Origin of the sequence: Klebsiella sp. WP3-W18-ESBL-02 (assembly GCF_014168815.1) — a bacterium.
Taxonomy (GTDB): Bacteria; Pseudomonadota; Gammaproteobacteria; order Enterobacterales; family Enterobacteriaceae; genus Kluyvera; species Kluyvera ascorbata_B.
Genome location: NZ_AP021974.1, coordinates 61,789 through 87,104, shown reverse-complemented (window position 1 = coordinate 87,104; position 25,316 = coordinate 61,789). Strand labels below are relative to the sequence as shown.

Sequence of the window (25,316 nt, the reverse complement as noted above, 5' to 3'; positions counted from 1 at the left end):
AGCCCTCAGTTAACTTCCGGGTTGACGCGATAACTCGTCACGCGGAAACCCAGCGGGTTGACATAACGCTGCTCAGCATTCATCGCCAGCGATTTATATTCATACCCCATAATGGCAATCCAGCGCTGCGGCTGATCATCAACGGGATTGCTGCGCACGCGGCGAACCGTAGTAAAGCGTATCGTTGCTACGCCGTGCGGTTTATCGAGGATCACAGAGTTAATCTTCACGCGGGTCGTTTCACTGTCGCCCAGAACCTTATCAAGACCGTTGCGGCCCTTGAACTTGCTCTGGTAAGACTCTGCCACGTTCGGCGTGGACATTAAGCCAACGGCCGTATAGTCGACCTGAACTGAATAGAAGTCATAGCTCTCACGGTGAATGACATATTGTGTCAGCCAGAACTTATCAATTTCGTCACCATAAGAGGTCTGGTCGCGGGTCAGCTTGACCTGCTGTACTTCGTGAGTGGCCTCGTTGAGCGTTAGCAGATGTGCGGGGATTGGCTGGCTGTACTTATGCACCACGTAACCAACTAAAGAGAGTGCAAAAACAGTTACCACCGCTGAACCGGTGGCAACCATCCAGGCGGTACGCCGGGACTTCAGCACTTCATCCATCAGATCAACTTCAAGCCCTTTACGGCTTTCGTTGAACTCTTTAATGGCTTCACGTGTAAGCCCTGTTTTTTTATTAGCTTTCATTTGCACCACCTTGCGTATCAACCGGGATTGTTTTGTTTACTGGAACGGTGTTGCTCCAGTCCGGCTCCGGTGGCGGTTTATGCCCGCTGGAACAGGCGCTAATCAGAAGAACTCCCATAAGCAATAAGCTGCGCATTACGGCATCCATTATCGGTTGTTGAACGTACTAATTATAATAAGTCGTCGAAATTGCAATTTCAACGACTTTTGTTTTAATTTTATGCAGCCTTCTTCCCTCGACTGCCCCTTGCCTTACCACTTAAATTAGAACCACTGCTTCCTCCGCTGTTGCTGCCACTTCCTCCACCTGCCGATTGCTGGCCGCCGCCACTGTTACCGCCTCTGAACGCATTACCGCCAAACATGCCGTGGCTGCCCATATTGCCAAGCGCCTGCATGGAAGAACCCGTAGAGCGTGCGGCGTCAGCAACTCCGGCGCTGATACCGCTACCCCAGCTGGCGGCAATTTGCGGAATCTGGAACAGAACGAAAACGGAAATGACCGTCAGTAATAAGGCGGAGATAGAACCAGTGATTGATGAGTAAGCGGCATCAGAGTTCATCGAGGACAGGAGGTTGTCGAACATCTGCATGATGAAACCAAACACGAGCGCAAGAATGACGACGACAAGGCCATAGTTAATGACCGACGCCAGCCAGCGAGCAAAGATGTTTTTTGTCGCTCCCCACAGCAGGCAGAAGATTGCAATCGGGCCAAAACAAAGCGTAACGGCCAGAAGGATTTTAGCCATGATCACAAAGCCCGCACCGAGGCCGCCCAGCACAACGGTAGCAATCATCATAATGCCGCCAATGGCATACGCGGCCAGGCCGCTCGATGAAAACACGTCTGCGGCTTCCCATGCGGTGTTGACGATCTTGATACCTTTTTCAATACCGCTATCAATAATCGCCGGTACGCCACTTGCACCGACTTTATTAGGGGCAGACAGTATCCCAGCAAAATCATCCGGCAGGTGAAGCGCCACGTTGACCAGTTCCTGTTGATACCAGCCGCCCGCCGTTGCAAAGCTCAGGATAAGGGCTATGGAAAGATACTCTTTAATCAGCGAACTCAGGCTGTCGCCCGCCCCCGGATTAAACGCTGAGTACATCCCCTGAACCATCAGCTTGATTGTCAGACAGGTGGCAATCAGAGGCGTTACATCAGAGATAATGGTGGCAACATTGGCGCTCACCATTGACGTAATCGCCCCGTCTACTTTTGCGAAAATGTCTGCGACTAGGGTGAATGCCATATTGCCTCCTTACTCCTAAATTTTCGGTGAATTGATTTCGCCGTCTTTTTTGCCGAACACAAACAGCTGACGATCGGCTTCGCGCGCGTTTTTGCAATCAGGTTTCTGAAGTTCATCCGCGTCTTTCTTGCATTCCTGAATTGTTGCCTTGCGCTCTTTCTCATGTTTTTTGTACCACTCCACGTCATGCGAGGCATCGCAGGCCACCAGGAGGAAAGGGATAACAAGCAGTAGTTTTTTCATAATTACCTCAGTTAATTGAAGGTGACGCGGTAACGTCCCCGCCGGTTCCAAAAACAAAATTGTGGGTGGCACGTTCTTTCTGCGCACGTAATAGCTTGTCCTGTGACTGCTGCAACATGTTCATCAGATTCAGCTTCGCCTGCTCACCCTGAATAGCACCCTGTGACGTCTGGATACGGGCCTGTAAGTCAGCAATCGATTTCAGGTCTGGAGTCGTTTTAATCTGCTCCGTCAGCTCCTGCATATCGGTTAGTTCCTGCATCTGGTTGTTGTAGGCTTTTTCTGCCATAACGCGGTCATAAGCGCCTTTTTCAGCCAGCTTTTTGTTCATGTAGGTAATTGCTTCGCTGGGCGTCATGTCGTCAACTTCCGCATTAAACTGGCCCATCATGCTGTTAACTGAAGGCGTGACGGAAGAACTGGAGTTCATGGCGTCGCTGTAAATCTCCTTCCAGTTGTCCGGCAAATTATTTGCCAGCGTGCTGGTAGACGTCCCCAGCAGATCGCCCAGGTTGGTTGTCTTTGCCATCGACTCATACATATTTTTCTGCGTTTGCAGCTGGCTTTTAAGCTGCTCCAGCTGCTGCGCCATTTGCTGAAGCTGCTCGACCTGTTTAGCCAGTTCAGTAGGGTTGGTCACGATGATGCCTGCGGAAGCGCTTTGCGCGCCTCCCAGAATCAGGCCGGTGGTCAGCAATACTGCCGTCAGTGTTTTTTTCATGGTGTTTTGCCTCGTTGTTAAGCCGTCAGGCGCCAGTATTCTTTGAGCCATACTTCAGGGTCATTACCGAGCCGTTCAACCAGCTCATGCGCAATTTCGGCATTTTGTGGTTCACCGGACAACACGCTAAGAACGTTGTCCATTGTCTTAATATCTGCATCAATATCGTCGCTGTTGCGAGGGTAGAGATTGAAAGAAGCAATCGCAGACTGTTGCCCTTGTTTAACCAGGAACTGTCTGGAGTGTTCGGTAATCGACATCAGCGCGTCGTATTCAGCATCAGTAAGGAAGGCATAATCCTCTCGGATAGCTTCCGGATCGCGCAGGCAGATTTTTGTGACGGTCTGCGACATGATCGTGCGGCCAATACGGCTGGACAGCGCATCGTTCGGCTCCTGCGTGGCAAACACATAGATAGCGTCTTTCTTACGGTCAGTTTTGATACCACGCTTAACTTCACGCTCGATAACCGGATCGTCAAGGTAGGCGTGGAACTCGTCAAAGCACTGAATGACGCGGCGTTTGCCGTCGATGGAGTCACGTACCCGGTACAGAAGGTACATCATGAGCGGAGTACGGGCCGGGCTGGATACTTCCTCTTTGGCTGCGATAAACTCGGATAAATCGAAGCCAAAAATATCATTCGCGCTGAGATCCAGGCTGTCTTTATCATTGTCAAACAGCCAGCCATACTGGCCTTCGCGCGTCCATTCGCGCAGCAGCCCTTTCAGTGATACGCCATTTTCCACAACTTCATTCACGTACCCGTCCAGGATAGTAACGGTGCGCGCCTCGCGTGGAATAAGTGAGCCTTCCCCCATAACCGCATCAACGCCTTCAGCCAGTTCGGTAGCCATCGTTGCGCTGATAGGCCCGTTATTGGTGGTTTCCACACAAATGCGGAACAGGTTTTTAATGAGGGCAATATTGCGTTTGGTCGGTTCAATCTGAAGCGGGGCAAACCCGGACGGCATACCCTGTTGCAGAACTTTATAGTAGCCACCAACGCTTCGAATGAACGGCTCCATACCGCGGTCACGGTCATAAACAAAAAGCCGCGGGTTGTACTTCATTGACTGCGCCAGCAGGAAGTTAAGCAGCGTGGTTTTACCTTCCCCCGACATACCCGTTATTAACGCATGGCCCAGCGGGCGTTTACCGTAGGAAAGTTCTTCAAGCGGGGTCACATGGAAATTAAAATAGAGTGGCGTACCGCTGATCGTGCGGAACATGGTCAGCGCTGGCCCCCACGGGTTATTGTCAGGCTTGCCACGCATAAAATTGTGGAACGGGCTGAAGTGCAGGAAGTTCCATGAGTTTATCGGAACCGGGCGCGGCGCCCATTTCTGGTTGCCAGGCAGTCTCGCATAATATGCAGCCTCAGAGGCCAGGCTGAGAGTCCCGCCAACCACGCCACAGCCGGTTAGCATAACCTTCACACGACGCGCTTTGCGCTGTACCGCGTTTTGGTCATTATCCCAGACATGCACGGTTCCATGATGGTAGCCCATCACGAACTCTCTGGACGTCAGCATATCGAGCGCGGTACCAAGCTGTGCCAGCTGGCTTTGCGCACGGTCGCGCGTTTCCTGCAAAGATTTTTCCTGATGCGTCAGAAACGTTTTAGCTGAAGATTCAGAGAGGCAAGAAAAACTCTGCGTCAGAAGGTATTCAAAATCGGCTTCTTTAAGCATGTTAAGCTGGCCTGGCTCTGTATCTTCTTCGTATTCACGAAATTCAATGCCGGTGGTATAGAAGTTGTGATCTACCGTTCTGATCTGGACAACATCCCCCCACAGTGAGCTAACAGGGCGGTTGTCCATGATGTACTCACGGATACGATCACGGCAAACAGGCACGATGGCCCATTCCATATTTGCGAGGAAATAAAGGAACTCCAGCGCTTTTGAATAAGCGTGAGCCTGCGAAGGTTCAGGCTCGTTGCGTTCGATAACAATGGCTTCGTCAAAAATGTCTGATTCATCGACTTCAGCAAGTTCTTCACGTTCTTTTTTATCAGGCGCAGGAATTTCAACACCGCGTTTGTCACGATAATAGATACCCAACTGCTGAATGCCATACGGCTTCATTGCTTCCAGGATTTGTTCAGAAATATCTTCCAGACCTTCAAGCGCCTCATTCTGCATTCGCTGAATTTCGTCACGAGTCGGCTTTTCAAATTTCGCCAGAAACTTCTGTGTTTTATCCCCTACCTGTTTGTAAATAACGGTCAGATAAAGGTCATTAATCAGCTGCTTGGAATCACCGTGCAGCTTACGGTTATATTGATCAACATAAGCAGGGAAAAAATGGTCATACTCACCATCCGGGTACTCTTTAGCCTCATGGTGATATTCATGCGTCCACAGCTCTACATGGTCTGTTCCGAAGCTCTTGACCAGCGTATTAAGGTCTTTATGCCAGGTGACCAGTTCCCGATCTGATGCGCAGTCATGTGTGCGGCCATCCAGCTTGAAAAAAGCCATCAGATCGCCGTTTTCCATCGAAATCACGTAATCATTGAGGTGATAAGAATAGGGCAAATACTTTTTATTTACTGATGGCTCCTTACGGTAGGCATCAATTTTTTTTGGCTTCGTAGCGGTGGCAGCTCTCATTATTTTAAACCCTTACGTTTGTAGTCAACAGAGGAATAAGACGATCCTCCCCACTGCTTAAACGGAGAATCAAACCAATTACTGAATTTGGTTTTCAACCACAGGCCCATAATTCGAAACATGCGGTCGTCATATTTTGTTAATGCAGCTGAAGGAATCCACAAAAAGACGAACACCAGGATCGCCCACATATGAATAATCATAAAAAGCGAGGCAGAAATCATGAATATCATCATAGCTACATTACGTGGTACACCCAGCGCGCGAGGTAAGCGAGTCGCACCTTTGAAAAGCGGTCTTTTCCCGTCAACGAACATCTTTGTAGTCCTCACTTTGGGGGACAAAAGTCCCCCCTTTTCGCGTTGTTCAGCTTCCTACGCCCGTCAGGGAAACCAGAAATGATGCAGAACCAATACCAATCAGCGAGATTACGATACGAGGAATAAAGCTGGCTGGGATTACGTGAAGCATCCACATAAAGCAACTAACCATGATCGCAATAGCACAACCAATTGGAATCCATGTGCTCAACCACGTCTGGATTGATGTAGCGGTTGATTCACCAGTATCGGTGCCAGCGGCCAGCGCAATTTGCGGCAGGGCAATGGACAAAACGCCCATAACTACCGCAGGGCCATACTTCTTAAACAACGTGGTCATACTTTCTCCTTACTCACTATCTTCTGTTGATTGCAGATTTAACCGGCATTCTTCAACGCCACACTTATCTTTCAAAAACTCTGCCAGTAGCCTTAAATCAGCCCAGGTTCGTAGTTCATGCTCTTTGTTAACCCGAATGGAACATGCGATCTGGCCCAACTGTTCATCGTCTATCTGAAAAACGGGATACCACGTCTTTAATGAAACCCGTTTTATCGTTACCTCCTTCACTTTTCCTGTTTCAAATAGCTCCAGGATCTGTGATTGCAATACAAGGTACAAACGTTCCATCCATAACCTCACTCCCCCTTCGCTGTTTCCTGTTTGGTTAAAAAGGCATCCGTATTATTTCGGCTGAAGGCATCGCCATCACTCGAACCAAAAACATCTTGTTCACCGTCATACTGCGTGGCCGTACTTTTTGCCTGCTGAGGCTCAGTCGCGGTGCTGTCCTCACTGGTCTGGCCATCAGGTAGCAGCGTAGGGATTTTCAAATCAGTTGATTGACGCGCCACGTTGATAACTTTCGTGACATACCCGTTAGAAATCCCGTTTATGAGTGAGCCGGTGTTGTAGCAGGAAAGCGCGTGTCTCAGCGCAACCTGCCCGGCTGGATAGGATTTCAGGGCGCTATCATAACAGGCTTTAAGGATGGTCTGGCTCGCCCGCAGGTTGATGCAGGGCTTGAAAATATCGTCAACCGAAAGACCCAGGCCCACTAAATTATTTGAGTTAATTTGTGCAAGGCCCATATCAAAACTTTTATTATCCTTCAGCAGAACTTTCGAAACGCTGACGGCCTCAGCTTCAGTACGTGGTTGCTGTTTTAACTGGGTACTACCACCGTTAATATTGATCCTGTACGGCCCATTTGAGGACTCATGGCCGACGATGTACGCCATTGTTAAGGGTGAAACATCAGGCGCACATCTCTGCGCAAGCCTGGCAACTTCATCTGAGGCAGGCGCAGCACTGGCACGGCCAGCACAAGCAAGGCAGGCCAGAGCGAGAACCAGAAGTTTTGGATGTTTACTCATTTACGTTTCACCGCGTAATTGTAATTTCGACGACTTATGTTTATGATAAGGGCTAATGAGATCGTGTCAAGAAGAAACGAAAAGAAAACCTCTGAAGGAAGGAAGGTAATGCTGGTTCCCCTGAAATCAGAAAAACGCCCCAAAGGTGAACCCATGTATCGTGACCCGGATAACCCTTTTAATACGTGGACTGGTATAGGGAAGCGCCCGGCCTGGCTAACTGCAAAATTGGACGCTGGCATTAGCCTGGAAGCCATGAAAATGCAGGGCGTTGCCAACCCCAGAGAACATAGACAAGTAAAATACCGCGACCCCAGGAACGCAGAAAATACCTGGTCCGGGACTGGCCGCCGACCAACATGGCTCAAAGAGCTGCTTGATAGTGGTTTATCACTTGATGATCTAAAGATATAACCGGAGAGTATAAAAATGGGCGATGTTATTGATTTTGCGGAAAAGCAAAAAGGCAGAAGGAAGAAAAAGGCATTTTCCATTCCGCCCATTTTAAGAAAATTCCGTGTCCATGCTATCAGGTTACTCGCCAGCATCATCAAATCCGGCTCTTATTCAGTTGCTTATATCGTTAAGAAAATTACAGGAAAGTTAATCAAGTTGTTCGCAATGTTAACGATTTTCGTTTTTATTGTCGAATATATCGCAGGCGATATAGGTTACAAATCTATTTATAACTCTGCGTTATTATTAATATTACTTACCGTTATCAACATTCTGGCGGGTGTATATCTGAACAAACTGTTAAGGACAAAACAATGAAGAAACTCTTAATCCCTCTGATAGCAGCTGGTAGTCTGCTTTATCTTCCTGCCAGCCATGCTGAAGATCCCTGCAAAGTTATTATGTGCATGGCGGGCAAGCTCACCGGCGATAGCGGCGGAAGCGAGTGTAACAGTGCTGAAGCTGCTTTCTTCAATATCGTTAAAAAGAACAAGCACGGCTTTTTACCCAACCACACGAGGGATGCCAGGAAGGCTTTTCTTAATGAATGCCCGGATAATGGCGAAGGTGGAAGTAACCAGTCGATGATAAGCCAGATCATAAGTAAATACGGGAAAGTTCGCTTATAGGCGGGCTAGGAATAATCTCAATTTAAGGAGCCAACGTGAAAAAAATTATATTAAGTGCATTAGCCTGTACAGCTCTCTTAACTGGTTGCGTCAGCCAGGATAAAGGTAATGCGATGCAGAGCCAGATGAATAACCAGCAACGCCAGATTAACGAATTATCCGTTCGTTTGCAGTCTGCGGAGTCCCGGCTATCAAAGCAGGAAGAAAAGCTGCGCAACGAACTGCTGCAATCCAGCGGCTATTGCTATCTGAATGGCGCCCGCTACTCGACCGGCACCGTACTTTACGGGCGGATTTGCCAGAATCAGTCAGGCAGCGCTTCGTGGCAGGTTTACAGCCGTCGCTAAACACCAGGGCGGTTTAACCGCCCTTTTCTTTACCCACAGAAAGCACACTATCACCATGTTCCCCTTCCCCACTACAGAAAACCTTATTCTATGGGCTTGCAGCGCCATCGCACTGTTTGCCGTTGTATTCTTCCGGCGTTCAGTACGCAACCGACGACACAAAAGGAAGCAGCAAAGTGCGCGGCGGGTGCTGGAGCGCATAAAGACGTTGCCGGGCTTCCCACAAAAAATTAACTACCTGAGGAAAATTGATCCTTTTGTGTTTGAAGAACTGTTGCTGGAAGGATTTGAAGCGCATGGCTTCAGAACCATCAGAAACAAACGCTATACCGGCGATGGAGGCATTGACGGCCAGGTAATAATAGGAAAATATCGCTATCTTATTCAGGCTAAACGCTATCGCGGCCATATTGCTTTACAGCACGTACAGGAGTTCGAGAAGTTGCTTAAACGTCATAACTGTCGCGGTCTGTTTTGCCATACCGGGAAAACCGGCGCAGGTTCAAAATCTGTCAGTATTGCCAGTGAACGGATGGAGATTATCAGCGGCCAGCGCCTGATAGATTTGCTCACGCCCGGCAGCTCCTTCACTATCGCAACCGCCCCGCAGACGATGATGAAGCGTACCGCAGCAACACTAGAAACGAGCACCATTGTTAAAGATGCCGGTAAAGAAAATCGATACCATGAGAGTTAATTAAATGAAGTCAGTAACTATAGAAGCAAAAACATTTGCTGAAATGTTAGGAATAACAGAAGGTGAATTAATCTTTGCCATTAAGAAAACTGGCACATTCAAAAACAAGACCATCCCACAACCTCATGAGCCACATAAATCAAATAATAGATTTTTATATTCAGACGTAATGAGGTTTATAGAATCACTAAAAGACAAAGAGAACCGGTAATGACTCCAACTTACTGATAGTGTTTTATGTTCAGATAATGCCCGATGACCTTGTCATGCAGCTCCACCGATTTTGAGAACGACAGTGACTTCCGTCCCAGCCTTGCCAGATGTTGTCTCAGATTCAGGTTATGTCGCTCAATGCGCTGAGTGTAACGCTTGCTGATAACGTGCAGCTTTCCCTTCAGGCGGGATTCATACAGCGGCCAGCCATCCGTCATCCATACCACGACCTCAAAGGCCGACAGCAGGCCCAGAAGACGCTCCAGCGTGGCCAACGTGCGTTACCTAACAATAAACCTGTTTAAATATCCAGATAAAAACATTCAATCTGGGTCAAATGAGTGATACAGTTTCACCCATAAGACCCAATGGAGACAATATGTCTGAATTTGAATTACTGGCGCAGGATCTGCTTGAGAAAGCAGAAGCGGAAGAACAACGGCACTGTTGCAAAGTTAGCGATGAGGCAGCCTTTTGTCTTATTCAAAGGCCTTACATTTCAAAAACTCTGCTTACCAGGCGCATTTCGCCCAGGGGATCACCATAATAAAATGCTGAGGCCTGGCCTTTGCGTAGTGCACGCATCACCTCAATACCTTTGATGGTGGCGTAAGCCGTCTTCATGGATTTAAATCCCAGCGTGGCGCCGATTATCCGTTTCAGTTTGCCATGATCGCATTCAATCACGTTGTTCCGGTACTTAATCTGTCGGTGTTCAACGTCAGACGGGCACCGGCCTTCGCGTTTGAGCAGAGCAAGCGCGCGACCATAGGCGGGCGCTTTATCCGTGTTGATGAATCGCGGGATCTGCCACTTCTTCACGTTGTTGAGGATTTTACCCAGAAACCGGTATGCAGCTTTGCTGTTACGACGGGAGGAGAGATAAAAATCGACAGTGCGGCCCCGGCTGTCGACGGCCCGGTACAGATACGCCCAGCGGCCATTGACCTTCACGTAGGTTTCATCCATGTGCCACGGGCAAAGATCGGAAGGGTTACGCCAGTACCAGCGCAGCCGTTTTTCCATTTCAGGCGCATAACGCTGAACCCAGCGGTAAATCGTGGAGTGATCGACATTCACTCCGCGTTCAGCCAGCATCTCCTGCAGCTCACGGTAACTGATGCCGTATTTGCAGTACCAGCGTACGGCCCACAGAATGATGTCACGCTGAAAATGCCGGCCTTTGAATGGGTTCATGTGCAGCTCCATCAGCAAAAGGGGATGATAAGTTTATCACCACCGACTATTTGCAACAGTGCCGTTTCCTGAATGCTGACATATCGCCGTGTTGAAGTAGACGTCAATCTTCTCGCCGGTATAGGCCCGGTAACCTGCCTCCAGTAGTTCCTTTTCCACGACATTACCTCGCATTTTTATTGTCTGAGTCTAATCATAGACCGATGCGAGGCTGAGGGAAGTGGCGGGTAGCAGAAATATCACTCGGGCCTTTTCTGTAACAATGGCTCCCGCTCCGGCGGCAAATATTCCAGCATTGCAGGCGTCGGCGGCGGCAGGCGGTTATCGGCGATGTGCTTGTCCACATCGATATGACTGATTTCGCCATTCTCATGGTGATGGACCGTCAGCACCCTCGCTTTGTTCAACTCTGTAACCAGTTCACGGGTAATACGTAAACTTTCCGCCAGCTCATGGTCTTCCAGTCCTGGTCTGCGACTGCGACGCTCCACCCGAAAACGAAACTGATTGTATTTCGCCCAGCCGATCAGCACCAGTCCGTTGACCAGCGCGACAAGGATGTAAAACGTGACCGTATCCAGCGTGGTGAAAAAGGGACGCACGCCCATATACGGTGAATGCGCCAGGGCCGTAATCAGCCCTTTGTAGATTAAGTATAAAAATCCAACCCAGGCAAAAATCGTTAACAGAACGTCAATGATGCGCGGCAGCAGACGCCGCTCCGTAAAGATCAGCGGCTGACTCATGATTCGATCCTCCCTATTCCACGGTCAGGACTCACCCAGCGCGCCCTGCCGCGTTTGCGTTTGAGCATCACTTTCGGGAATGACACCAACGTGGTAAACAGGCTCAACAGCCAGTACACCACCGGGAACCAGATTATCCAGAACAATGAGGCGCCAATGCCTTTTTCATAGCGTCGTTCAATCATCAGGCTTATCGCAAACTGTATTAAGCAGACCACGCCGAGAATAAGTCCGGTAAAGGCTGGCGGGAACAGATGTTGAACATACAGCGAGTCCGGCATCGGGATCATCAGTCCCAGCAGGAACAGCACGATACTGATCGCATAGGCAAATGCCCACGTGGTAGAAAAGCAGAACTCGAAAAATAGCGGCCACATGCGGCGGAACTCCCACGACCACAGACGGCGCATGTTAACAATAAACACCTCCGCCCCGCCTTGCGCCCAGCGCAGGCGCTGCTTCCACAGCCCTCTTAACGTTTCAGGCATCAGGATCCAGCACAGCGCGCGCGGCTCAAAGAATATCGACCAATGGCGCAATTGCAGCTTCCAACTGATATCGATGTCTTCGGTGATCATGTCCGGGCTCCAGTACCCCACCTCGGCCAGCGCGCGACGACGAAACGCCGCAACTACGCCAGAGACGCTAAAGATCTGACCATAGACTCGTTGAGTACGCTTAATTAAGCCGATAATGGAAGAGAACTCACCGACCTGCACACGACCGATTAGCGTGGAACGGGTGCGAATACGCGGGTTGCCGGTTACCGCCCCAACGCGTGGGAACTGGATCAGCGGAGCGACCAGATACGCCACGGCATCGCGATCCAGTAACGCATCGCCATCAATACACACCAGGTAATCGCTGCGCGCAGCGGCCGCGCCCGTTTTGAGCGCCAGCGCTTTGCCCTGGTTTTCAGCCAGATGAATGACGCGCAGGCTGGGGTACTCAATCGCCAACTGTTCCAGAACATCGTGCGTATCGTCCGTTGAACCGTCGTTAATGGCAATCACTTCGATATTCTTGTAGCGCTGTGCCATCGCAGCGCCGATGGTTTCCCGCGCGTTGATCCCTTCGTTAAAGCAGGGGATCAAAATGGAAACCAGCGGATTTCCCTCCAGCGTCGGTGGCGGTGTATCGTCTCCCCATTTCCAGTGACGCTCACGATAAAACCAGAAATAGACCCCGCCGCTTATCCATAATGCAGACATGAATAAAGGCCAGAAGAAGACGAAGTTCAACATGACTTCACCTGTAAAGATGACAGCCACGCCAAACGGCAGGCTGAACATCAGGCAAAGTATCAGGAAAGCAATAATGCGATCGGTCATTTTTGCGGGTACCAGTATGAGGAGAACGTCGAGCGAATCTCTGACATCTCAGGTTTGTCGCTGATGAAATCATCCGGATAATAGCCGTAGTTACCTGCACCACTTAGTTTCAGTTGGCGCATCCATTCGGCTATTTGTTTTCCACTGATTTCTGCCTCGTCCCCGGATTTACGCCAGTCTCGTGCCTGCAGTTCAAACACGGTTTTGTCCAGCGCGCCGGGCGTTTGTGCAACGGCATTGACTAATCTGTCGAGCCAGGCATTGGCATCATTAGCCGGGATCTGCTCCATGAATGGCATCGCCATGGGTGCCGTCCAGTCATAGGTATTGAGGAAATCATTCAGGTTTTGCGCAAACCAGGCTTCGCTTTCAGGCTCCAGTACCGGCATGGCGTATATATTGCGGGCAGTTTGCACCTGCGGACCGCGAATATTGCGTACCGATTGCGTCAGTTGCTTAGTAAAGTCGATCAGCATCTTACTTTTCAGGCGCGTCCAGCGTTCGAAGGTTTGAGGGTTGCTACGGATTTGCTCAATACTTCCCGGAAGCCCTGCGGCGCGGTAGGCGGCTAACGCCTCCGGTGACGCATCTTCAAAGTCCGTCAGGAAAGCATCGTCGTGGAACAAAATCCCTTTGAAGCTGGCATGCTTCGCCAGGTCTTCATAGATTTCAGTGATACGTTTACGCGCTTCGCTGTCCCAGGGAGACAGACGCACATAGTTCTCGTGATTGATCGCAGTGCGTCCTGTTTTCGGATCCCATGCCGTCACGCGTGGAATGGAAGCATCGAGGTCGAAAGCCAGTACCGGCATCCAGGCATATACCGTCACCCCGGCCCGCGTTTGTAACTGCCAGGAGATATAGTTAAAGAGATCGGCACGCATCGGCAGCCAGCGGTTAGGGAAATAGAGTTCGCGAATATTCCCGTCGCCTTTAGGATCGGCGTACGCCTGCAGGAAGACATGAGAAATGCGCATGTCATAAACACGCTGGATCAGCTTGTCGATGTTTCGCTTCTGCTGGGCAGGATCTTTGTCATACACGTAATCCAGATCGACGTGCATCACACGCATCGTTTGTGGTTCACGTACCTGAGCAACCTGACTGGCAAAGCGCTTGAGAGACGGGTTATCAGAGATCAGTACGCGCGGGATATCATCAAGAAACGCAGCGTTCGCCAGCCCTTCATTGAGCGTAAAGGCCATCTTATAGCCATGTTCTTTGGCCAGCTTTAAGGTGGTGCCGTTAGCCGCACCATAAGGCCACACCCACGCGCGCGGCGATTTCCCGGTTACCGATTTAATCTTATTGGTGATCAGCGAGATATCAGTATTAATGCGACGATTGTACTGTTCGTCGGTTTCGTAAGTCCCTGTTTTCTTATCGAAAAGGCGATTCGCCACCGCAGGTTCTTTGCTTCCTTGCGGGTTCGCCTCAGCGCCGAAATGCGAGTTCCAGGTGTGCGCCCCCACTTCCACCAACGGCGATTTGCCCATTTCCTCGACCATCTTCCAGGTGGCAAATTTATCTCGCGCCGTCATTAAGCCGCCAAAATCGACTTTTTTATTGGCTGGAGAATCAACCCAACTGCCCACTGGAGCCCAGAGCGCAGGCCAGTTGTAGGCTTTCAGCAGCGGCCAGACGCGGGTATAAAAACTGCTGTATCCGTCGTCAAAGGTGAGTAAGACCGCTTTTTCCGGCAACACAATTTTACCGTCATGAGCGTCCAGAATTTGCTGCACGCTAATCGGGTTATAGCCATTATCACGCAACCAGGCCATTTGGTCGCTCAACGCGCTGGTGCGCACGGAGAGGTAGCGCTGGTCGGCGGCGCCATCCTCAACATCATGATAGCCGAGCACCAGGAAGCTGTTTTTCGGCCATGGATGATCTGCCGTCAACGGCGTTCTCTCTGCGGGAGGAACATAGCGAGGCGTTGTATTGTGCGCGCTACTGCACGCGGTAATCATCAACCAGCCAGTGATTAATGCGCTAAGCCACAGGCATCTTTTCAGCATGAACAATCCTTAAAACCTGACATTTAAATCGAAAGCGAGGGAGATATTCCGCTCACGTTTACCGTCATAGGGGCGTTTATCCCAAACCAGCATCACCCCGCCATCTACGACGTTGTTCCATTTGAGCCGTTGTCCATATCCCACCTGAACGATAGCGCCAACGTCTTCACCTTGCTGCCAGTAGCCACCCACTCCGGCTATGCCTTGCTGGGTCCACACGGTGTCATAATGGCGGTAAAGAACCTGTTCCGCGCTCAGGCCTGGCACAACGGAAAAATCACTCTTAGGGTTGTAATACGGCACATTCTCTTTAGTGTTGGTGCTCCCACCGATACCCGGGGTAAAGTCCAGCGTAAAGCGCGGCGTGGTCCACATGCGCTCTTTTCCGCTCAGCCCATATTCGATGCGATCGTTACCATCCGAGAAATGTGATGCGGCAAACGACAATTGGTATTCACGTCGTTCGTTTTGATACCAGCGAACAAACAAATCGCCGCTGTTGGCATATACGCCGCTACGCAGCGCGCGCAGTGGCGTGTTGCGCGAAAGACGCTCGGCCGAACCGCCCACGCGCCAGTTATCGTTGAAATCATGCCAGGCGGAAAGACGACCGCCTATTTTCTGCCCATCGCCATAGTTTCGGCCAGACACTTCCATTTCGGCCCAGTAATCACGGGAAGTCCATTCCGCACCAGCCGCCAGATCGCGGCTAATCCCTTTCCCTTCCTCAAACTCGCCGGTTGCGAAGTTGAATCCGGTAAACAGTCGCCAGTTGTCATTAATTGGCGGGCTGTAAATGGCCGTGTTGATGTTGAAATCATTCTTACCGCTGACCGGGCCATCGGACGAGATCCCCTGCGTGCCGCTAATACGTACTTCCGACATTTTATGCACATCACGCATGCGTGCGAGGCGCAGCGTCGCTTCATCATCCGGACTGCGAGCAATAACGTCATCCGTCAGTTCATCGGCCTGCTTCCACTCCTGGAGATCCAGCGCCACATAGGCCTGCTGACGCTCCAGTTCCAGGTTACTGGGCTCAATCACTTCCGCCAGTTTAAGCTCTTTCTCCGCCGCATGCGGCAGTCCACGGGCTTCAAGAACAGAAGCATAGGATATGCGCAGCCCTTGGTTACCCGAGCCTGTTCGCGCCAGATGCTCTGCGAGTTTTTCTGCCTCCGGCAGTTCATTGGCAGCGATATGATATTGCGTCAGCAACGACTGTCCCAGCAGCCAGTTATCGTTTGGCTGCGGTGTTGGCGAACCATAGATGCGTCGCAGATATGGGCTGTCTTTAATTAACGCATCGACCTGTTTTTTAGCTGCATCAAAGTTTTCATTATCGATGTGCGCGTAGAACAGATCCTGTTGATCCTCAGGACCGAGCGGCGTAACCGGAATCGGTCCGTTCGGATAGTAGATGCTCATCAGCATCGCTTCGGTTTTTTCCGGCTGCCGTTCGCTTAACCATGCCGATGCTACCCAGCGTTTTGCGTAGTTTGGCACCTCGCCGCTCGCAGACAGCGATTCGTATTCACTAATCACTTCAGAAGTGCGTTTACGGACCAGCAAGGCGCCCATGCGGTCAATTCTGGCCCGACGGACATCATTCTGCGCAGAAGGCTCATCTTTCCAGGCAGTCAGCAACTGGTCATAACGGGCTAGCGCTTTATCAGCCACGATAAAACGCTCTTCTTCATTACGCGCAGAGGTATAAGAGGAACGTACCATTTCAGCCGCCGCATCAAGCTCAAGGCGACGCTTCACCGGATCGGCAGTTGGTACCACCTCTGCCATATTTAAGGCGGGCCCGGAAACGCGGTTTGCTGACAGCGCAGACAGCAATGTGGATTTTGCATTTTTTTTGCCTGGATCGACGTCATCCGCCAGGCTGGCAACTAACAATGCATCCCAGTTTTTTCCCTGCGAATGGTAGACATAGGCAAGTAGCGCATCAGAATCAGCCCCGGGATGCGCCTGAGCCCATTTATTCGCTTCAGTAAGGGCTTGCTGATTGTAGCGAGCATCCGCCAACGTCATTATCCAGCCGGTACGTACATCTACGTTATCAGGCTCTTCCTGTAAAACGCTTTCCCAGATGGCTAAAGAATCATTCCAGTTCTTCTGGTTGCGATATGCTCGTGCAGCGGCGACTTTGCCCCGGGCAGGTACATTCATCTGTCCACGATACTGCTGCCAGATTTCAATTGTGGTTTTATCGTTGTTATCGACCCAACTGGAAACTTGCAGCCAGTCGGCAACCTGATTTGGCGTTAGCGCGCTTTTCTTTCCCTGATCCTCAAGGAAACGTAATAGGGAAGGTGCGAACAAGTTCCTGATATGAGATCATCATATTCATCCGGAGCGCATCCCAGAGGGACATCATGAGCCATCAACTCACCTTCGCCGATAGTGAATTCAGCACTAAGCGCCGTCAGACCCGAAAAGAGATTTTCCTCTCCCGCATGGAGCAGATTCTGCCATGGCAGAATATGACCGCTGTCATCGAGCCGTTTTATCCCAAGGCGGGCAATGGCCGACGGCCCTATCCGCTGGAAACCATGCTACGCATTCACTGCATGCAGCATTGGTACAACCTGAGCGATGGCGCGATGGAAGATGCTCTGTACGAAATCGCCTCCATGCGCCTGTTTGCCCGATTATCCCTGGATAGCGCCCTGCCGGATCGCACCACCATCATGAATTTCCGCCACCTGCTCGAGCAGCATCAACTGGCCCGTCAATTGTTCAAGACCATCAATCGCTGGCTGGCCGAAGCAGGCGTCATGATGACCCAAGGCACTTTGGTGGATGCCACCATCATTGAGGCACCCAGCTCTACCAAGAACAAAGAGCAGCAACGCGATCCGGAGATGCATCAGACCAAGAAAGGCAATCAGTGGCACTTTGGCATGAAGGCCCACATTGGTGTCGATGCCAAGAGTGGCCTGACCCACAGCCTGGTCACCACCGCGGCCAACGAGCATGACCTCAATCAGCTGGGTAATCTGCTTCATGGAGAGGAGCAATTTGTCTCAGCCGATGCCGGCTACCAAGGGGCGCCACAGCGCGAGGAGCTGGCCGAGGTGGATGTGGACTGGCTGATCGCCGAGCGCCCCGGCAAGGTAAGAACCTTGAAACAGCATCCACGCAAGAACAAAACGGCCATCAACATCGAATACATGAAAGCCAGCATCCGGGCCAGGGTGGAGCACCCGTTTCGCATCATCAAGCGACAGTTCGGCTTCGTGAAAGCCAGATACAAGGGGCTGCTGAAAAACGATAACCAACTGGCGATGTTATTCACCCTGGCCAACCTGTTTCGGGTGGACCAAATGATACGTCAGTGGGAGAGATCTCAGTAAAAACCGGAAATAACGCCAGAAATGGTGGAAAAAATAGCCTAAATAGGCTGATTCGATGTATTTGCGGGAAAAAAATCGGCCCAGATCCGCGAAATTTTAATCAGCGAGTCAGCTTGGGAAGAAATGACCTGCTTATTCGCACCTTCCCTAAAGGCATTTGAAGGTCGCCGCAAGGATATTCGACAGACGTTCAATTCAGGCATAGCCGGGATCACCTATGCCCAGCTCATAGCCGGAAGTGAGGCGATCGACGTTAAACGTGCTAACAACGCCGTAGACGACGGTTCCGGCATTAAGCGCGCCGTGCCTTCATCATTGAAACATAACGTCGTCACAGTCAGCGTGGAGGCTTCAGATCGCTCCGAAGACCAGCATCACCGCGTAAAAGTGCGCTTTGAGGAATGGGATTCACTGATTGATGAGCTGGGGGATGAGACTAGCGCGGTAAAAGTGACGAAAAAGCTGTGTGCCGGTCGCGTATCCTTCGATTGTGATTGTGGTCGTCATCAATACTGGTATCGCTACATCGCGACCGCCGGTAACTTTGCCCTGGCACCGCCAAAAGAATATGCCTTCCCCAAAATCCGTAACCCTAATCTCAAAGGGATCGCCTGTAAGCACGTGATCCACGCAATGACCCGACTCCAGTCGGCAAGCTGGCAATTGCGGATCGGTCAGGCCATGCTGCAGGCCGCTAAACGTGTAGGGTTCGGTGACGACAAACGACGTACTACTAAGCATTTCACTGAGGAAGATCGGAAAAGATTCAACAAGAACCGTAACTCACAGACTAACCAGGGGGCGATGCGTCAGGAGTGGGATAAATACCAGCGCCGCCAGAAAGCGCTGGGTAATCAGATTGCGCGAGACAGTACAAAGCTACGCACCCTCAGCGACAAACTGTTAAAAGCCCGGAAAATGACGCAAAAACAACGGGCAAAGGCAGAAGAAAGTCAGCAAAAGCTTAAAGCCGAGCAGGATAAAAACAAGGTGCTGCTGCAGCAGCTCGCCGACCGTTTCAAGGTGGAACGCCAGGCGTTTATTGATGCGATGGTAATGACTGGTGTATCACGTCAGGATGCCGAGAAACGCTTCCTGGACTACGTGAAAAACAAAGGCAGGGGTTAATACAAAAGCCCCCAACCTTTCGGTCAGGGGGCTGTTTTACGCGTCCATGAATGAGCTGGGCGGAATGTTGAAGCGCCGCGCAAGTGCTTTCATGTGATCTAGTGTTAGTGAGCGAGTCCCGTTAAGGATGCGGCTCACCAGCGATTTCTTACCAATCTCTTCCTCAAAATCACTCTGAGTCAGTTTGTGCTGGTCCATCAGGACACGCAGCAGGGCCACGCCACTTGGTAACGCTGCAATACGGTCGTTGAACTCTGCGAACTCTTCCGCCTCATCTTCATACTGGGCAATTTTCGCAACCAGCATGTCCACCAGCGGATGATCTGGCTCGTGTTCAACCAGGTATTCAACCAGCGTCAGCGCGTCTTCATAGTCCTTGCGAGAGGCATTGCCCCCCAGGAGGGGGACAATGCTAACCAGGCTGTTTGCCGCCTGGATAGCATCGGTGTACATCATTCTTTAGTTCTCCGGTAAAAATCTGTCAGCTTGTCGTATTCGGCGTGTGTGGTTATGTGCTTTATAAAGATTTTCCCACGTTCAAAATCAGCAAAAAACATCACCCTTAAATTCCCACCGCCAACATCGATCACCCACCACTTCTCCCGATATTTCATTCTGTCCAGCGAGGCAAATCGTTTTTTCATTTCGTCCGGTGAAGTGTAGTTCTCTCTCTTCAAAGTCCGGTATACGTCGTCTAGTGCCGCTGCCTGATTGGGGAATTGCCTGGTGGCTGTATCGAAAGGTGCTCTCGATACAACGTGCATCCTTCGCTCTCCTTGTGTTTCCATCTTGGAAACATAATATCGCACTCCCGCAGAGTTGACAAGTTGGAAACTGAAAATAATTAGGGCACTGTTGCAAATAGTCGGTGGTGATAAACTTATCATCCCCTTTTGCTGATGGAGCTGCACATGAACCCATTCAAAGGCCGGCATTTTCAGCGTGACATCATTCTGTGGGCCGTACGCTGGTACTGCAAATACGGCATCAGTTACCGTGAGCTGCAGGAGATGCTGGCTGAACGCGGAGTGAATGTCGATCACTCCACGATTTACCGCTGGGTTCAGCGTTATGCGCCTGAAATGGAAAAACGGCTGCGCTGGTACTGGCGTAACCCTTCCGATCTTTGCCCGTGGCACATGGATGAAACCTACGTGAAGGTCAATGGCCGCTGGGCGTATCTGTACCGGGCCGTCGACAGCCGGGGCCGCACTGTCGATTTTTATCTCTCCTCCCGTCGTAACAGCAAAGCTGCATACCGGTTTCTGGGTAAAATCCTCAACAACGTGAAGAAGTGGCAGATCCCGCGATTCATCAACACGGATAAAGCGCCCGCCTATGGTCGCGCGCTTGCTCTGCTCAAACGCGAAGGCCGGTGCCCGTCTGACGTTGAACACCGACAGATTAAGTACCGGAACAACGTGATTGAATGCGATCATGGCAAACTGAAACGGATAATCGGCGCCACGCTGGGATTTAAATCCATGAAGACGGCTTACGCCACCATCAAAGGTATTGAGGTGATGCGTGCACTACGCAAAGGCCAGGCCTCAGCATTTTATTATGGTGATCCCCTGGGCGAAATGCGCCTGGTAAGCAGAGTTTTTGAAATGTAAGGCCTTTGAATAAGACAAAAGGCTGCCTCATCGCTAACTTTGCAACAGTGCCAGATCGTGAACTCTGATATAACGTAGGTCCTGTGCCTTACGACTACTGAATTGTGAATAGGTTATTTGAGTGTTGTCGAAAGAAAGCTCCACCTGGCCGAGATAGTTAGCAATCATCGTATCAATGATGCCAGACAGACGACTCGCAAGATTTCCACCTGAGTTCAGCAAACTTTCTGCCCCAGCCTCATTCCCAACGCGCAGATTTTCAAACTGGCTGAAAAAATCGAAAATTTCACCATGCAACTGGCCATACTGAAGTGAAATGAGATGGTCCAATTTTTCTTCAATACGAGTCTGCCCTGCATGTATTAGTCGTGATTCCTTTGTGATTTGCACAGAAAGCAAACGCTGAGAAATCATAATCTCATCATGCATGTTTATAAACAAATCAGGCGTATAGCAGGATTCGTCATCGTTAAGGACGGTTTTAAGACTAGCGACAATCCGCCCGTTCTTCGCATCCTGAATAGTCAGGCCAAGAACCCGCCAGGAACCATTCTCGATTTTCTCTTTTGCCCCGGGACTCATAAGGGATTCGTATTTGAGCTTTTCCATCACATTCATTTTCCTAAAAAAGTATCACTCTGGTTAAAGCCAGACACTGATTGCATGCTTGTCCACAATGTATTACATTTGTATTGCTATTGAAATCAAAATAGATTACAAGATTGTTTGGTTAGCAACCCTACGCGAGAGCTATCATGACTAGCAATGTACAACAATCATCCGCAAAGATAATTGCAATTATGAACAATAAAGGCGGGCCTGGTAAGACCAGTTCCGCGACCAACCTGGCTGTCCATTATGCGAGGTCAGGAAAGCGAACGCTGCTCATGGATTCCGACCAGCAGGCTAACACGACAGAAGTTACGGCAAATGGTAAGAAATACTATTCCATGTATGGTCCGACAATCTGCGATCTCTATAGTAATGCACGCTTAGATATCCACGACGTTATTGTTCCTGCGATGGCGGGTGAAACGGCAATCCCGAATCTTGACCTGGTACCTTCAGACCCTACGTTTGAAAAAATTATCGAGCAGACTCTGACACGTAGTCATCGGGAAAAAATTCTTGCTCGTCATCTCGAAAAGATCCGCAGCGAGTACGATTACATTATCATCGATTGCGCACCAGGCCTGAATATAGCAACTGGCAATGCCATTTACATTGCCGACCACGTCCTGGTACCTGTCGATGGCGGCAGCTTCTCACTGAGTGGGCTGGAAATCATGCTGGATTATATGGATGAGATCTCTGAAGAGAATTATTCCAGATTTAGTGTGTTCCGTAATAACTACAACGGTGCGAATAAGAAAATTAACACCTACATTGAAACAGCATTGACCTCGCATGAAAGAATTGCACCAAGGTTAATGAAAACACGCATACGTACTGATCAGGCGATAGTCCAGTCTCAGGTAGCTTGTGTTCCGCTGTATTACTACCAGAAAAGCGCAATGGCCTTAGTTGACTACGGTAAACTGGCGCGCGAGTTAGATGAAATCATTCGAAGAGAGACAGCATAATGGCTAAAGACCTTGTTCGTCCTAAAATGGAAAAGCCTGAGCGTGCTGCAGCTGGAAGTAGCCTGACCAATATCGCAGCCAAAAAGAAAAATACATCTGGTGAAAGTCCCAAGACAATCCGTATGACCCCGAATGAGAAAATGATTGCACAGCAGCTGGTTGAAGAGATCCAGGCGCTGACACACAAGAACATCACGGTGTCGACGCTGTTACGCGCAGGGCTGTACCTAGCTCAAACAGCTGGACCAGAAAAGGTGCTTAAAGCAATAAAAGAGAACATCTAGTGAATTACAAAAGTAATACACTAGTATTCACAATGTAATTTCAATGGTTGATTTTTGCGCTAACAACCATTAGTATTGAGTAAGGGATAGCTCGAACTATCCCCACTCTGAGTAACAACTATTTCTGATTCACTACCCAGCGTAATACACTAAGCAATACGGTAGGGGCGGCACAGACGCTAACGGTAATGAGGCCGGTAGCGAGTACTGGTGCCATCCCTACTGGTACCCCCATCCAGATTAGTAATGCTGTCAAAAATGACATCATTACACCGTTATGCCCTGCCTGCCACCAGGTAATAACTGTTCCAAGTAAGATACTGGCGGTTTCGAAAACCCAGCCGCGTTTCTTTTTCGCAGGAACAACCGGCGGTTCTTCAGGGGGGGGGGACGGGGCAGCCGTAGTAGTAGTTGTTGATAGTTACGGGTGCATTGTAGGTAGTGTTGTTTGGTACTTGCTGCGACATTTCTGTAGACATAATAGTCTCCTATTTTAGTGAATGATTTAATGCTCCGGTTTACTGCATTCAAAGTTTTCATTTAGAAACCTTTTAGAGTTTTGAAAAAATATGGCGACAATCGCCACGTGATACATATTCATTAGCTGTCAGTTCATTTCAGTTCCTTATCCTCTAAGGGCATTATCTGTTTTTAGGGTGTAAAAATCCTGCCTCCAGTAATGGAGATAATGATTCCTGGTTCTTTCTTCGGGCACAAAAAAAGCAGGCCCGGACGCACCGGTGCCTGCTGTTTTGGCAAGGCCAACAGTACAGGGGAACCGGGTATTATACTTAATAATCTTCTGTGGTTGCCCTGGCCTCTGCTGGCCACATGACGGTTTATCAGTCATGTTCAGAATAAGGTTATCTTACCCTGAAATAAGCATGTTTGTCAATAGTCAACATGTTTTTTAGTCTATTTTTGCAATCTTTTATCGATTTGCCTATTGCAACAGTCAATATCAAGTGTTAGGCATATCATACTGTCTGGCTACCACCACTCTCTCACTGGTGCTCCTTGTTAGAGGCCAGCCCCTGAGGAGCAGGAATAACGGTGAAGATTAACGACTCTATACCCATAGATATTTAGCTTAAGTGCAAATAACCATAATGCGCATAATGACGCGCACAAAAAATACCCGACAGCAACCTTTTCCATTTTAATGGGATTGGTAGTGACCGAGTCAGTGCGTATGGATTGTCAAATGCGTTCTGATTATTATATTACGGGATAGTCGAATGAATGTCAAAATATATTTCCACAACCCATTGACTTTCAAATTAAAAGTACCATCAAAAATGATTGGTTATTTTATAAATACAGAGTACTTAGTTGTTCGTTCGATTTATTTATTTTGTTGTGCATAGTACATAACATGAAAGTACATAAGTCTTTTGCTGTGCAGCAGACTCTTGGACTATCTTGATAGTAAGTATGTTGTCATTTCGAATAACATTACTTCCGGTACTTTATCCGGGATAGTACTTCCTCTATTGAACTATCCCGCATATCAAAGTACTTAAAATAGCCCCGAATACGAATGTAAGAGACAAGTCACTTCTTGCCAAACTTACCATGCAGCCGCTTGGTGAGAACCTCAATCGACTCCTTACGGCCAGAGAAGAGGTCATTCACGACATACTCCATAATCTCGAATGCCGCTTCGATATCGCTCGTGGTGACTTCATCATAGGTATGGCTGCCGGCATTGCCCAGGAATTTAATGGCCATCAATATATCTTTGTAAGGGGTATATTGCCCATCAAGCAACTCAATACGGTTATGAAGAACAATACGTTTGTTCTTGTCATTCAGTTCAGGAACGCCAATTGCCGTTAGCAATCTCTCAACTGATATTCTGATTAAGTTGGCCGCAGATCCCGGCTGGCTGAGATACACAGAAAAAGACGCGATAAGGGGTTTCGTTATCTCTTCCGGGCAGTCATTAGGGAGCATAAATGGATGCAATGTTGGCACAAAATGAAGAGGTTTATGCCAGGCGTAATACTGGATTCCTTCATCCCCATAATCCTGTTCCCAGCCCCCCTCCCCAGTGCAAACAACGACTTCCTTACAGGTTTCACGAGAACAATGTGCCATACAGGTGAAAACTGTTTCATCCATTTCAGGCTCAAACCAATCCTCACTCTGAGCTTGCCTGCTACGCAGTACTGACTCAGTTTTAAAACTTGGCTTATCAATCCGCAGAGTTTTCTGGCTACACGCAGGGCATGGCCAGTCAACGTTCAGACTATTAAAAAATGTCGCGGATATTTTATGAACTGGCATTTATTTAAACTCCATTGGTCATTGTTATTAGGTCTGAACTGAATATTCAGGTTCAGATATGCCTGACCTCAACATAAGCCATTATTCATTTTCAGAAAAGGGCTCGGCATACGGTACCCGACATGTCGGCAAAATTTTTGTCTCACATCCAGAATTTCTACCCTTTCCGTTTTCT

General features: G+C 49.5%; 30 protein-coding genes and 3 pseudogenes. 12 read left to right on the top strand and 21 right to left on the bottom strand.

What is annotated here, in order from left to right; all coding sequences use genetic code 11:
* Window positions 1-5: 5 nt before the first annotated feature.
* The 10 genes from H7R56_RS26665 to H7R56_RS26625 form a co-directional block, all read right to left on the bottom strand.
* Window positions 6-704, bottom strand: coding sequence for a VirB8 family type IV secretion system protein (locus H7R56_RS26665; RefSeq protein ID WP_000646594.1), 699 nt, complete (start codon window positions 702-704; stop codon window positions 6-8).
* Complete coding sequence (locus H7R56_RS28105; protein WP_071882546.1) at window positions 694-822, bottom strand: conjugal transfer protein TraN; 129 nt, start codon at window positions 820-822, stop codon at window positions 694-696. The genes H7R56_RS26665 and H7R56_RS28105 overlap by 11 nt, the downstream gene beginning before the upstream one ends.
* Window positions 823-922: 100 nt before the next feature.
* Window positions 923-1,963, bottom strand: a complete 1,041-nt coding sequence (locus tag H7R56_RS26660) for a TrbL/VirB6 family protein (protein ID WP_001749958.1) — start codon at window positions 1,961-1,963, stop codon at window positions 923-925.
* Between the two features lie 15 nt (window positions 1,964-1,978).
* Entirely contained in the window at window positions 1,979-2,206 is a 228-nt protein-coding gene (eexN, locus tag H7R56_RS26655; RefSeq protein WP_001749959.1) for an IncN-type entry exclusion lipoprotein EexN, read from the bottom strand.
* A 7-nt stretch (window positions 2,207-2,213) separates the two neighbouring features.
* Complete coding sequence (locus H7R56_RS26650) at window positions 2,214-2,927, bottom strand: TrbJ/VirB5 family protein (protein ID WP_001749960.1); 714 nt, start codon at window positions 2,925-2,927, stop codon at window positions 2,214-2,216.
* Between the two features lie 17 nt (window positions 2,928-2,944).
* Entirely contained in the window at window positions 2,945-5,545 is a 2,601-nt protein-coding gene (locus H7R56_RS26645; RefSeq protein ID WP_012561149.1) for a VirB4 family type IV secretion/conjugal transfer ATPase, read from the bottom strand.
* Window positions 5,545-5,862, bottom strand: coding sequence for a VirB3 family type IV secretion system protein (locus H7R56_RS26640; RefSeq protein ID WP_000496058.1), 318 nt, complete (start codon window positions 5,860-5,862; stop codon window positions 5,545-5,547). Before H7R56_RS26640 ends, H7R56_RS26645 begins: the two co-directional genes overlap by 1 nt.
* A gap of 49 nt (window positions 5,863-5,911) precedes the next feature.
* Complete coding sequence (locus tag H7R56_RS26635) at window positions 5,912-6,205, bottom strand: hypothetical protein (RefSeq protein ID WP_001749962.1); 294 nt, start codon at window positions 6,203-6,205, stop codon at window positions 5,912-5,914.
* 9 nt (window positions 6,206-6,214) lie between these two features.
* On the bottom strand, window positions 6,215-6,496 hold the full coding sequence (korA, locus tag H7R56_RS26630; RefSeq protein WP_016338364.1) for a transcriptional repressor KorA: 282 nt from the start codon (window positions 6,494-6,496) through the stop codon (window positions 6,215-6,217).
* Between the two features lie 8 nt (window positions 6,497-6,504).
* On the bottom strand, window positions 6,505-7,242 hold the full coding sequence (locus H7R56_RS26625; RefSeq protein WP_109547639.1) for a lytic transglycosylase domain-containing protein: 738 nt from the start codon (window positions 7,240-7,242) through the stop codon (window positions 6,505-6,507).
* Between the two features lie 108 nt (window positions 7,243-7,350).
* Here H7R56_RS26625 and H7R56_RS26620 point away from each other — a divergent pair, with 108 nt between their 5' ends.
* Genes H7R56_RS26620 through H7R56_RS26595 form a run of 6 tightly spaced genes read left to right on the top strand, consistent with a single transcriptional unit; the run spans window position 7,351 to window position 9,582 of the window.
* Window positions 7,351-7,656, top strand: coding sequence for an H-NS family nucleoid-associated regulatory protein (locus H7R56_RS26620; RefSeq protein ID WP_012561154.1), 306 nt, complete (start codon window positions 7,351-7,353; stop codon window positions 7,654-7,656).
* Window positions 7,657-7,671: 15 nt separating this feature from the next.
* A complete protein-coding gene (locus H7R56_RS26615) occupies window positions 7,672-8,016 on the top strand; it encodes a hypothetical protein (protein ID WP_012561155.1) in 345 nt (114 codons plus the stop codon).
* Complete coding sequence (locus tag H7R56_RS26610) at window positions 8,013-8,327, top strand: TrbM/KikA/MpfK family conjugal transfer protein (protein ID WP_016338363.1); 315 nt, start codon at window positions 8,013-8,015, stop codon at window positions 8,325-8,327. Before H7R56_RS26615 ends, H7R56_RS26610 begins: the two co-directional genes overlap by 4 nt.
* A 35-nt stretch (window positions 8,328-8,362) precedes the next feature.
* A complete protein-coding gene (locus tag H7R56_RS26605) occupies window positions 8,363-8,674 on the top strand; it encodes a hypothetical protein (protein WP_013279382.1) in 312 nt (103 codons plus the stop codon).
* 55 nt (window positions 8,675-8,729) lie between these two features.
* A complete protein-coding gene (locus H7R56_RS26600) occupies window positions 8,730-9,371 on the top strand; it encodes a restriction endonuclease (protein ID WP_012561158.1) in 642 nt (213 codons plus the stop codon).
* Between the two features lie 4 nt (window positions 9,372-9,375).
* Window positions 9,376-9,582: a hypothetical protein gene (locus tag H7R56_RS26595; RefSeq protein WP_001749967.1), complete on the top strand. Its 207-nt coding sequence runs from the start codon at window positions 9,376-9,378 to the stop codon at window positions 9,580-9,582.
* Window positions 9,583-9,592: 10 nt separating this feature from the next.
* Here H7R56_RS26595 and H7R56_RS26590 read toward each other — a convergent pair.
* From H7R56_RS26590 to pgaA, 7 genes and pseudogenes are all read right to left on the bottom strand, one after another.
* Window positions 9,593-9,865 (bottom strand): annotated as a pseudogene (locus H7R56_RS26590) (IS1 family transposase); the annotation flags it as partial.
* A gap of 211 nt (window positions 9,866-10,076) precedes the next feature.
* Window positions 10,077-10,781, bottom strand: coding sequence for an IS6-like element IS26 family transposase (locus H7R56_RS26585; protein WP_001067855.1), 705 nt, complete (start codon window positions 10,779-10,781; stop codon window positions 10,077-10,079).
* A 63-nt stretch (window positions 10,782-10,844) separates the two neighbouring features.
* Window positions 10,845-10,940, bottom strand: a pseudogene (locus H7R56_RS26580) ((4Fe-4S)-binding protein); the annotation flags it as partial.
* Window positions 10,941-11,020: 80 nt separating this feature from the next.
* Window positions 11,021-11,527, bottom strand: a complete 507-nt coding sequence (pgaD, locus tag H7R56_RS26575; RefSeq protein WP_034167704.1) for a poly-beta-1,6-N-acetyl-D-glucosamine biosynthesis protein PgaD — start codon at window positions 11,525-11,527, stop codon at window positions 11,021-11,023.
* Window positions 11,524-12,858 carry a poly-beta-1,6-N-acetyl-D-glucosamine synthase gene (gene pgaC / locus H7R56_RS26570; RefSeq protein WP_034167705.1) on the bottom strand — a complete coding sequence of 445 codons (1,335 nt, stop codon included), beginning with the start codon at window positions 12,856-12,858 and terminating at the stop codon, window positions 11,524-11,526. The genes pgaD and pgaC overlap by 4 nt, the downstream gene beginning before the upstream one ends.
* Window positions 12,855-14,876, bottom strand: coding sequence for a poly-beta-1,6-N-acetyl-D-glucosamine N-deacetylase PgaB (gene pgaB, locus H7R56_RS26565; RefSeq protein WP_039025565.1), 2,022 nt, complete (start codon window positions 14,874-14,876; stop codon window positions 12,855-12,857). The genes pgaC and pgaB overlap by 4 nt, the downstream gene beginning before the upstream one ends.
* A 9-nt stretch (window positions 14,877-14,885) precedes the next feature.
* A pseudogene (pgaA, locus tag H7R56_RS26560) lies at window positions 14,886-17,192 on the bottom strand (poly-beta-1,6 N-acetyl-D-glucosamine export porin PgaA); the annotation flags it as partial.
* A 68-nt stretch (window positions 17,193-17,260) separates the two neighbouring features.
* On the opposite strand from pgaA, the gene H7R56_RS26555 reads away from it, so the two are divergent.
* Genes H7R56_RS26555 through H7R56_RS27825 form a run of 3 tightly spaced genes read left to right on the top strand, consistent with a single transcriptional unit; the run spans window position 17,261 to window position 19,369 of the window.
* Window positions 17,261-18,241, top strand: coding sequence for an IS5-like element ISKpn26 family transposase (locus H7R56_RS26555; protein ID WP_033544729.1), 981 nt, complete (start codon window positions 17,261-17,263; stop codon window positions 18,239-18,241).
* Window positions 18,223-18,402, top strand: coding sequence for a hypothetical protein (locus H7R56_RS27955; RefSeq protein WP_146145759.1), 180 nt, complete (start codon window positions 18,223-18,225; stop codon window positions 18,400-18,402). The genes H7R56_RS26555 and H7R56_RS27955 overlap by 19 nt, the downstream gene beginning before the upstream one ends.
* On the top strand, window positions 18,365-19,369 hold the full coding sequence (locus H7R56_RS27825) for a phage tail protein (RefSeq protein ID WP_223878993.1): 1,005 nt from the start codon (window positions 18,365-18,367) through the stop codon (window positions 19,367-19,369). Before H7R56_RS27955 ends, H7R56_RS27825 begins: the two co-directional genes overlap by 38 nt.
* A 36-nt stretch (window positions 19,370-19,405) precedes the next feature.
* On the opposite strand, the gene H7R56_RS26545 is transcribed toward H7R56_RS27825, so the two are convergent.
* Together H7R56_RS26545 and H7R56_RS26540 are read right to left on the bottom strand one after the other, a co-directional pair.
* Window positions 19,406-19,825, bottom strand: a complete 420-nt coding sequence (locus H7R56_RS26545) for a helix-turn-helix domain-containing protein (RefSeq protein ID WP_000990392.1) — start codon at window positions 19,823-19,825, stop codon at window positions 19,406-19,408.
* Entirely contained in the window at window positions 19,822-20,133 is a 312-nt protein-coding gene (locus tag H7R56_RS26540; RefSeq protein ID WP_000558568.1) for a type II toxin-antitoxin system HigB family toxin, read from the bottom strand. The genes H7R56_RS26545 and H7R56_RS26540 overlap by 4 nt, the downstream gene beginning before the upstream one ends.
* A 147-nt stretch (window positions 20,134-20,280) precedes the next feature.
* Between H7R56_RS26540 and H7R56_RS26535 the strand changes: the two genes are divergently transcribed.
* Entirely contained in the window at window positions 20,281-20,985 is a 705-nt protein-coding gene (locus tag H7R56_RS26535; RefSeq protein ID WP_001067855.1) for an IS6-like element IS26 family transposase, read from the top strand.
* Window positions 20,986-21,018: 33 nt separating this feature from the next.
* Here H7R56_RS26535 and H7R56_RS26530 read toward each other — a convergent pair whose 3' ends face one another.
* A complete protein-coding gene (locus tag H7R56_RS26530) occupies window positions 21,019-21,594 on the bottom strand; it encodes a hypothetical protein (protein WP_106931017.1) in 576 nt (191 codons plus the stop codon).
* A gap of 146 nt (window positions 21,595-21,740) precedes the next feature.
* On the opposite strand from H7R56_RS26530, the gene H7R56_RS26525 reads away from it, so the two are divergent.
* Complete coding sequence (locus H7R56_RS26525; protein ID WP_106931019.1) at window positions 21,741-22,568, top strand: ParA family protein; 828 nt, start codon at window positions 21,741-21,743, stop codon at window positions 22,566-22,568.
* Window positions 22,568-22,852 (top strand): hypothetical protein, encoded by a 285-nt coding sequence (locus H7R56_RS26520; protein ID WP_223870259.1) that lies wholly within the window; start codon window positions 22,568-22,570, stop codon window positions 22,850-22,852. The genes H7R56_RS26525 and H7R56_RS26520 overlap by 1 nt, the downstream gene beginning before the upstream one ends.
* A gap of 1,554 nt (window positions 22,853-24,406) precedes the next feature.
* Here H7R56_RS26520 and H7R56_RS26515 read toward each other — a convergent pair.
* Complete coding sequence (locus H7R56_RS26515; protein WP_106931021.1) at window positions 24,407-25,141, bottom strand: DUF4145 domain-containing protein; 735 nt, start codon at window positions 25,139-25,141, stop codon at window positions 24,407-24,409.
* Between the last annotated feature and the right edge of the window lie 175 nt (window positions 25,142-25,316).

Coding starts and splice junctions, on each gene's coding strand:
- H7R56_RS26595 (WP_001749967.1), top strand. CDS start 9,376: ATGAAGTCAGTAACTATAGAAGCAAAAACATTTGCTGAAATGTTAGGA.
- eexN (WP_001749959.1), bottom strand. CDS start 2,206: ATGAAAAAACTACTGCTTGTTATCCCTTTCCTCCTGGTGGCCTGCGAT.
- H7R56_RS26535 (WP_001067855.1), top strand. CDS start 20,281: ATGAACCCATTCAAAGGCCGGCATTTTCAGCGTGACATCATTCTGTGG.
- H7R56_RS26615 (WP_012561155.1), top strand. CDS start 7,672: ATGGGCGATGTTATTGATTTTGCGGAAAAGCAAAAAGGCAGAAGGAAG.
- H7R56_RS26520 (WP_223870259.1), top strand. CDS start 22,568: ATGGCTAAAGACCTTGTTCGTCCTAAAATGGAAAAGCCTGAGCGTGCT.
- pgaB (WP_039025565.1), bottom strand. CDS start 14,876: ATGCTGAAAAGATGCCTGTGGCTTAGCGCATTAATCACTGGCTGGTTG.
- H7R56_RS26645 (WP_012561149.1), bottom strand. CDS start 5,545: ATGAGAGCTGCCACCGCTACGAAGCCAAAAAAAATTGATGCCTACCGT.
- H7R56_RS26640 (WP_000496058.1), bottom strand. CDS start 5,862: ATGTTCGTTGACGGGAAAAGACCGCTTTTCAAAGGTGCGACTCGCTTA.
- pgaD (WP_034167704.1), bottom strand. CDS start 11,527: ATGAGTCAGCCGCTGATCTTTACGGAGCGGCGTCTGCTGCCGCGCATC.
- H7R56_RS26635 (WP_001749962.1), bottom strand. CDS start 6,205: ATGACCACGTTGTTTAAGAAGTATGGCCCTGCGGTAGTTATGGGCGTT.
- H7R56_RS26610 (WP_016338363.1), top strand. CDS start 8,013: ATGAAGAAACTCTTAATCCCTCTGATAGCAGCTGGTAGTCTGCTTTAT.
- H7R56_RS26620 (WP_012561154.1), top strand. CDS start 7,351: ATGCTGGTTCCCCTGAAATCAGAAAAACGCCCCAAAGGTGAACCCATG.
- H7R56_RS26540 (WP_000558568.1), bottom strand. CDS start 20,133: ATGCACGTTGTATCGAGAGCACCTTTCGATACAGCCACCAGGCAATTC.
- H7R56_RS26665 (WP_000646594.1), bottom strand. CDS start 704: ATGAAAGCTAATAAAAAAACAGGGCTTACACGTGAAGCCATTAAAGAG.
- H7R56_RS26525 (WP_106931019.1), top strand. CDS start 21,741: ATGACTAGCAATGTACAACAATCATCCGCAAAGATAATTGCAATTATG.
- H7R56_RS26530 (WP_106931017.1), bottom strand. CDS start 21,594: ATGGAAAAGCTCAAATACGAATCCCTTATGAGTCCCGGGGCAAAAGAG.
- H7R56_RS26660 (WP_001749958.1), bottom strand. CDS start 1,963: ATGGCATTCACCCTAGTCGCAGACATTTTCGCAAAAGTAGACGGGGCG.
- pgaC (WP_034167705.1), bottom strand. CDS start 12,858: ATGACCGATCGCATTATTGCTTTCCTGATACTTTGCCTGATGTTCAGC.
- H7R56_RS26555 (WP_033544729.1), top strand. CDS start 17,261: ATGAGCCATCAACTCACCTTCGCCGATAGTGAATTCAGCACTAAGCGC.
- H7R56_RS26545 (WP_000990392.1), bottom strand. CDS start 19,825: ATGATGTACACCGATGCTATCCAGGCGGCAAACAGCCTGGTTAGCATT.
- H7R56_RS26650 (WP_001749960.1), bottom strand. CDS start 2,927: ATGAAAAAAACACTGACGGCAGTATTGCTGACCACCGGCCTGATTCTG.
- H7R56_RS26625 (WP_109547639.1), bottom strand. CDS start 7,242: ATGAGTAAACATCCAAAACTTCTGGTTCTCGCTCTGGCCTGCCTTGCT.
- H7R56_RS27825 (WP_223878993.1), top strand. CDS start 18,365: ATGACCTGCTTATTCGCACCTTCCCTAAAGGCATTTGAAGGTCGCCGC.
- korA (WP_016338364.1), bottom strand. CDS start 6,496: ATGGAACGTTTGTACCTTGTATTGCAATCACAGATCCTGGAGCTATTT.
- H7R56_RS26585 (WP_001067855.1), bottom strand. CDS start 10,781: ATGAACCCATTCAAAGGCCGGCATTTTCAGCGTGACATCATTCTGTGG.
- H7R56_RS26600 (WP_012561158.1), top strand. CDS start 8,730: ATGTTCCCCTTCCCCACTACAGAAAACCTTATTCTATGGGCTTGCAGC.
- H7R56_RS28105 (WP_071882546.1), bottom strand. CDS start 822: ATGGGAGTTCTTCTGATTAGCGCCTGTTCCAGCGGGCATAAACCGCCA.
- H7R56_RS26515 (WP_106931021.1), bottom strand. CDS start 25,141: ATGCCAGTTCATAAAATATCCGCGACATTTTTTAATAGTCTGAACGTT.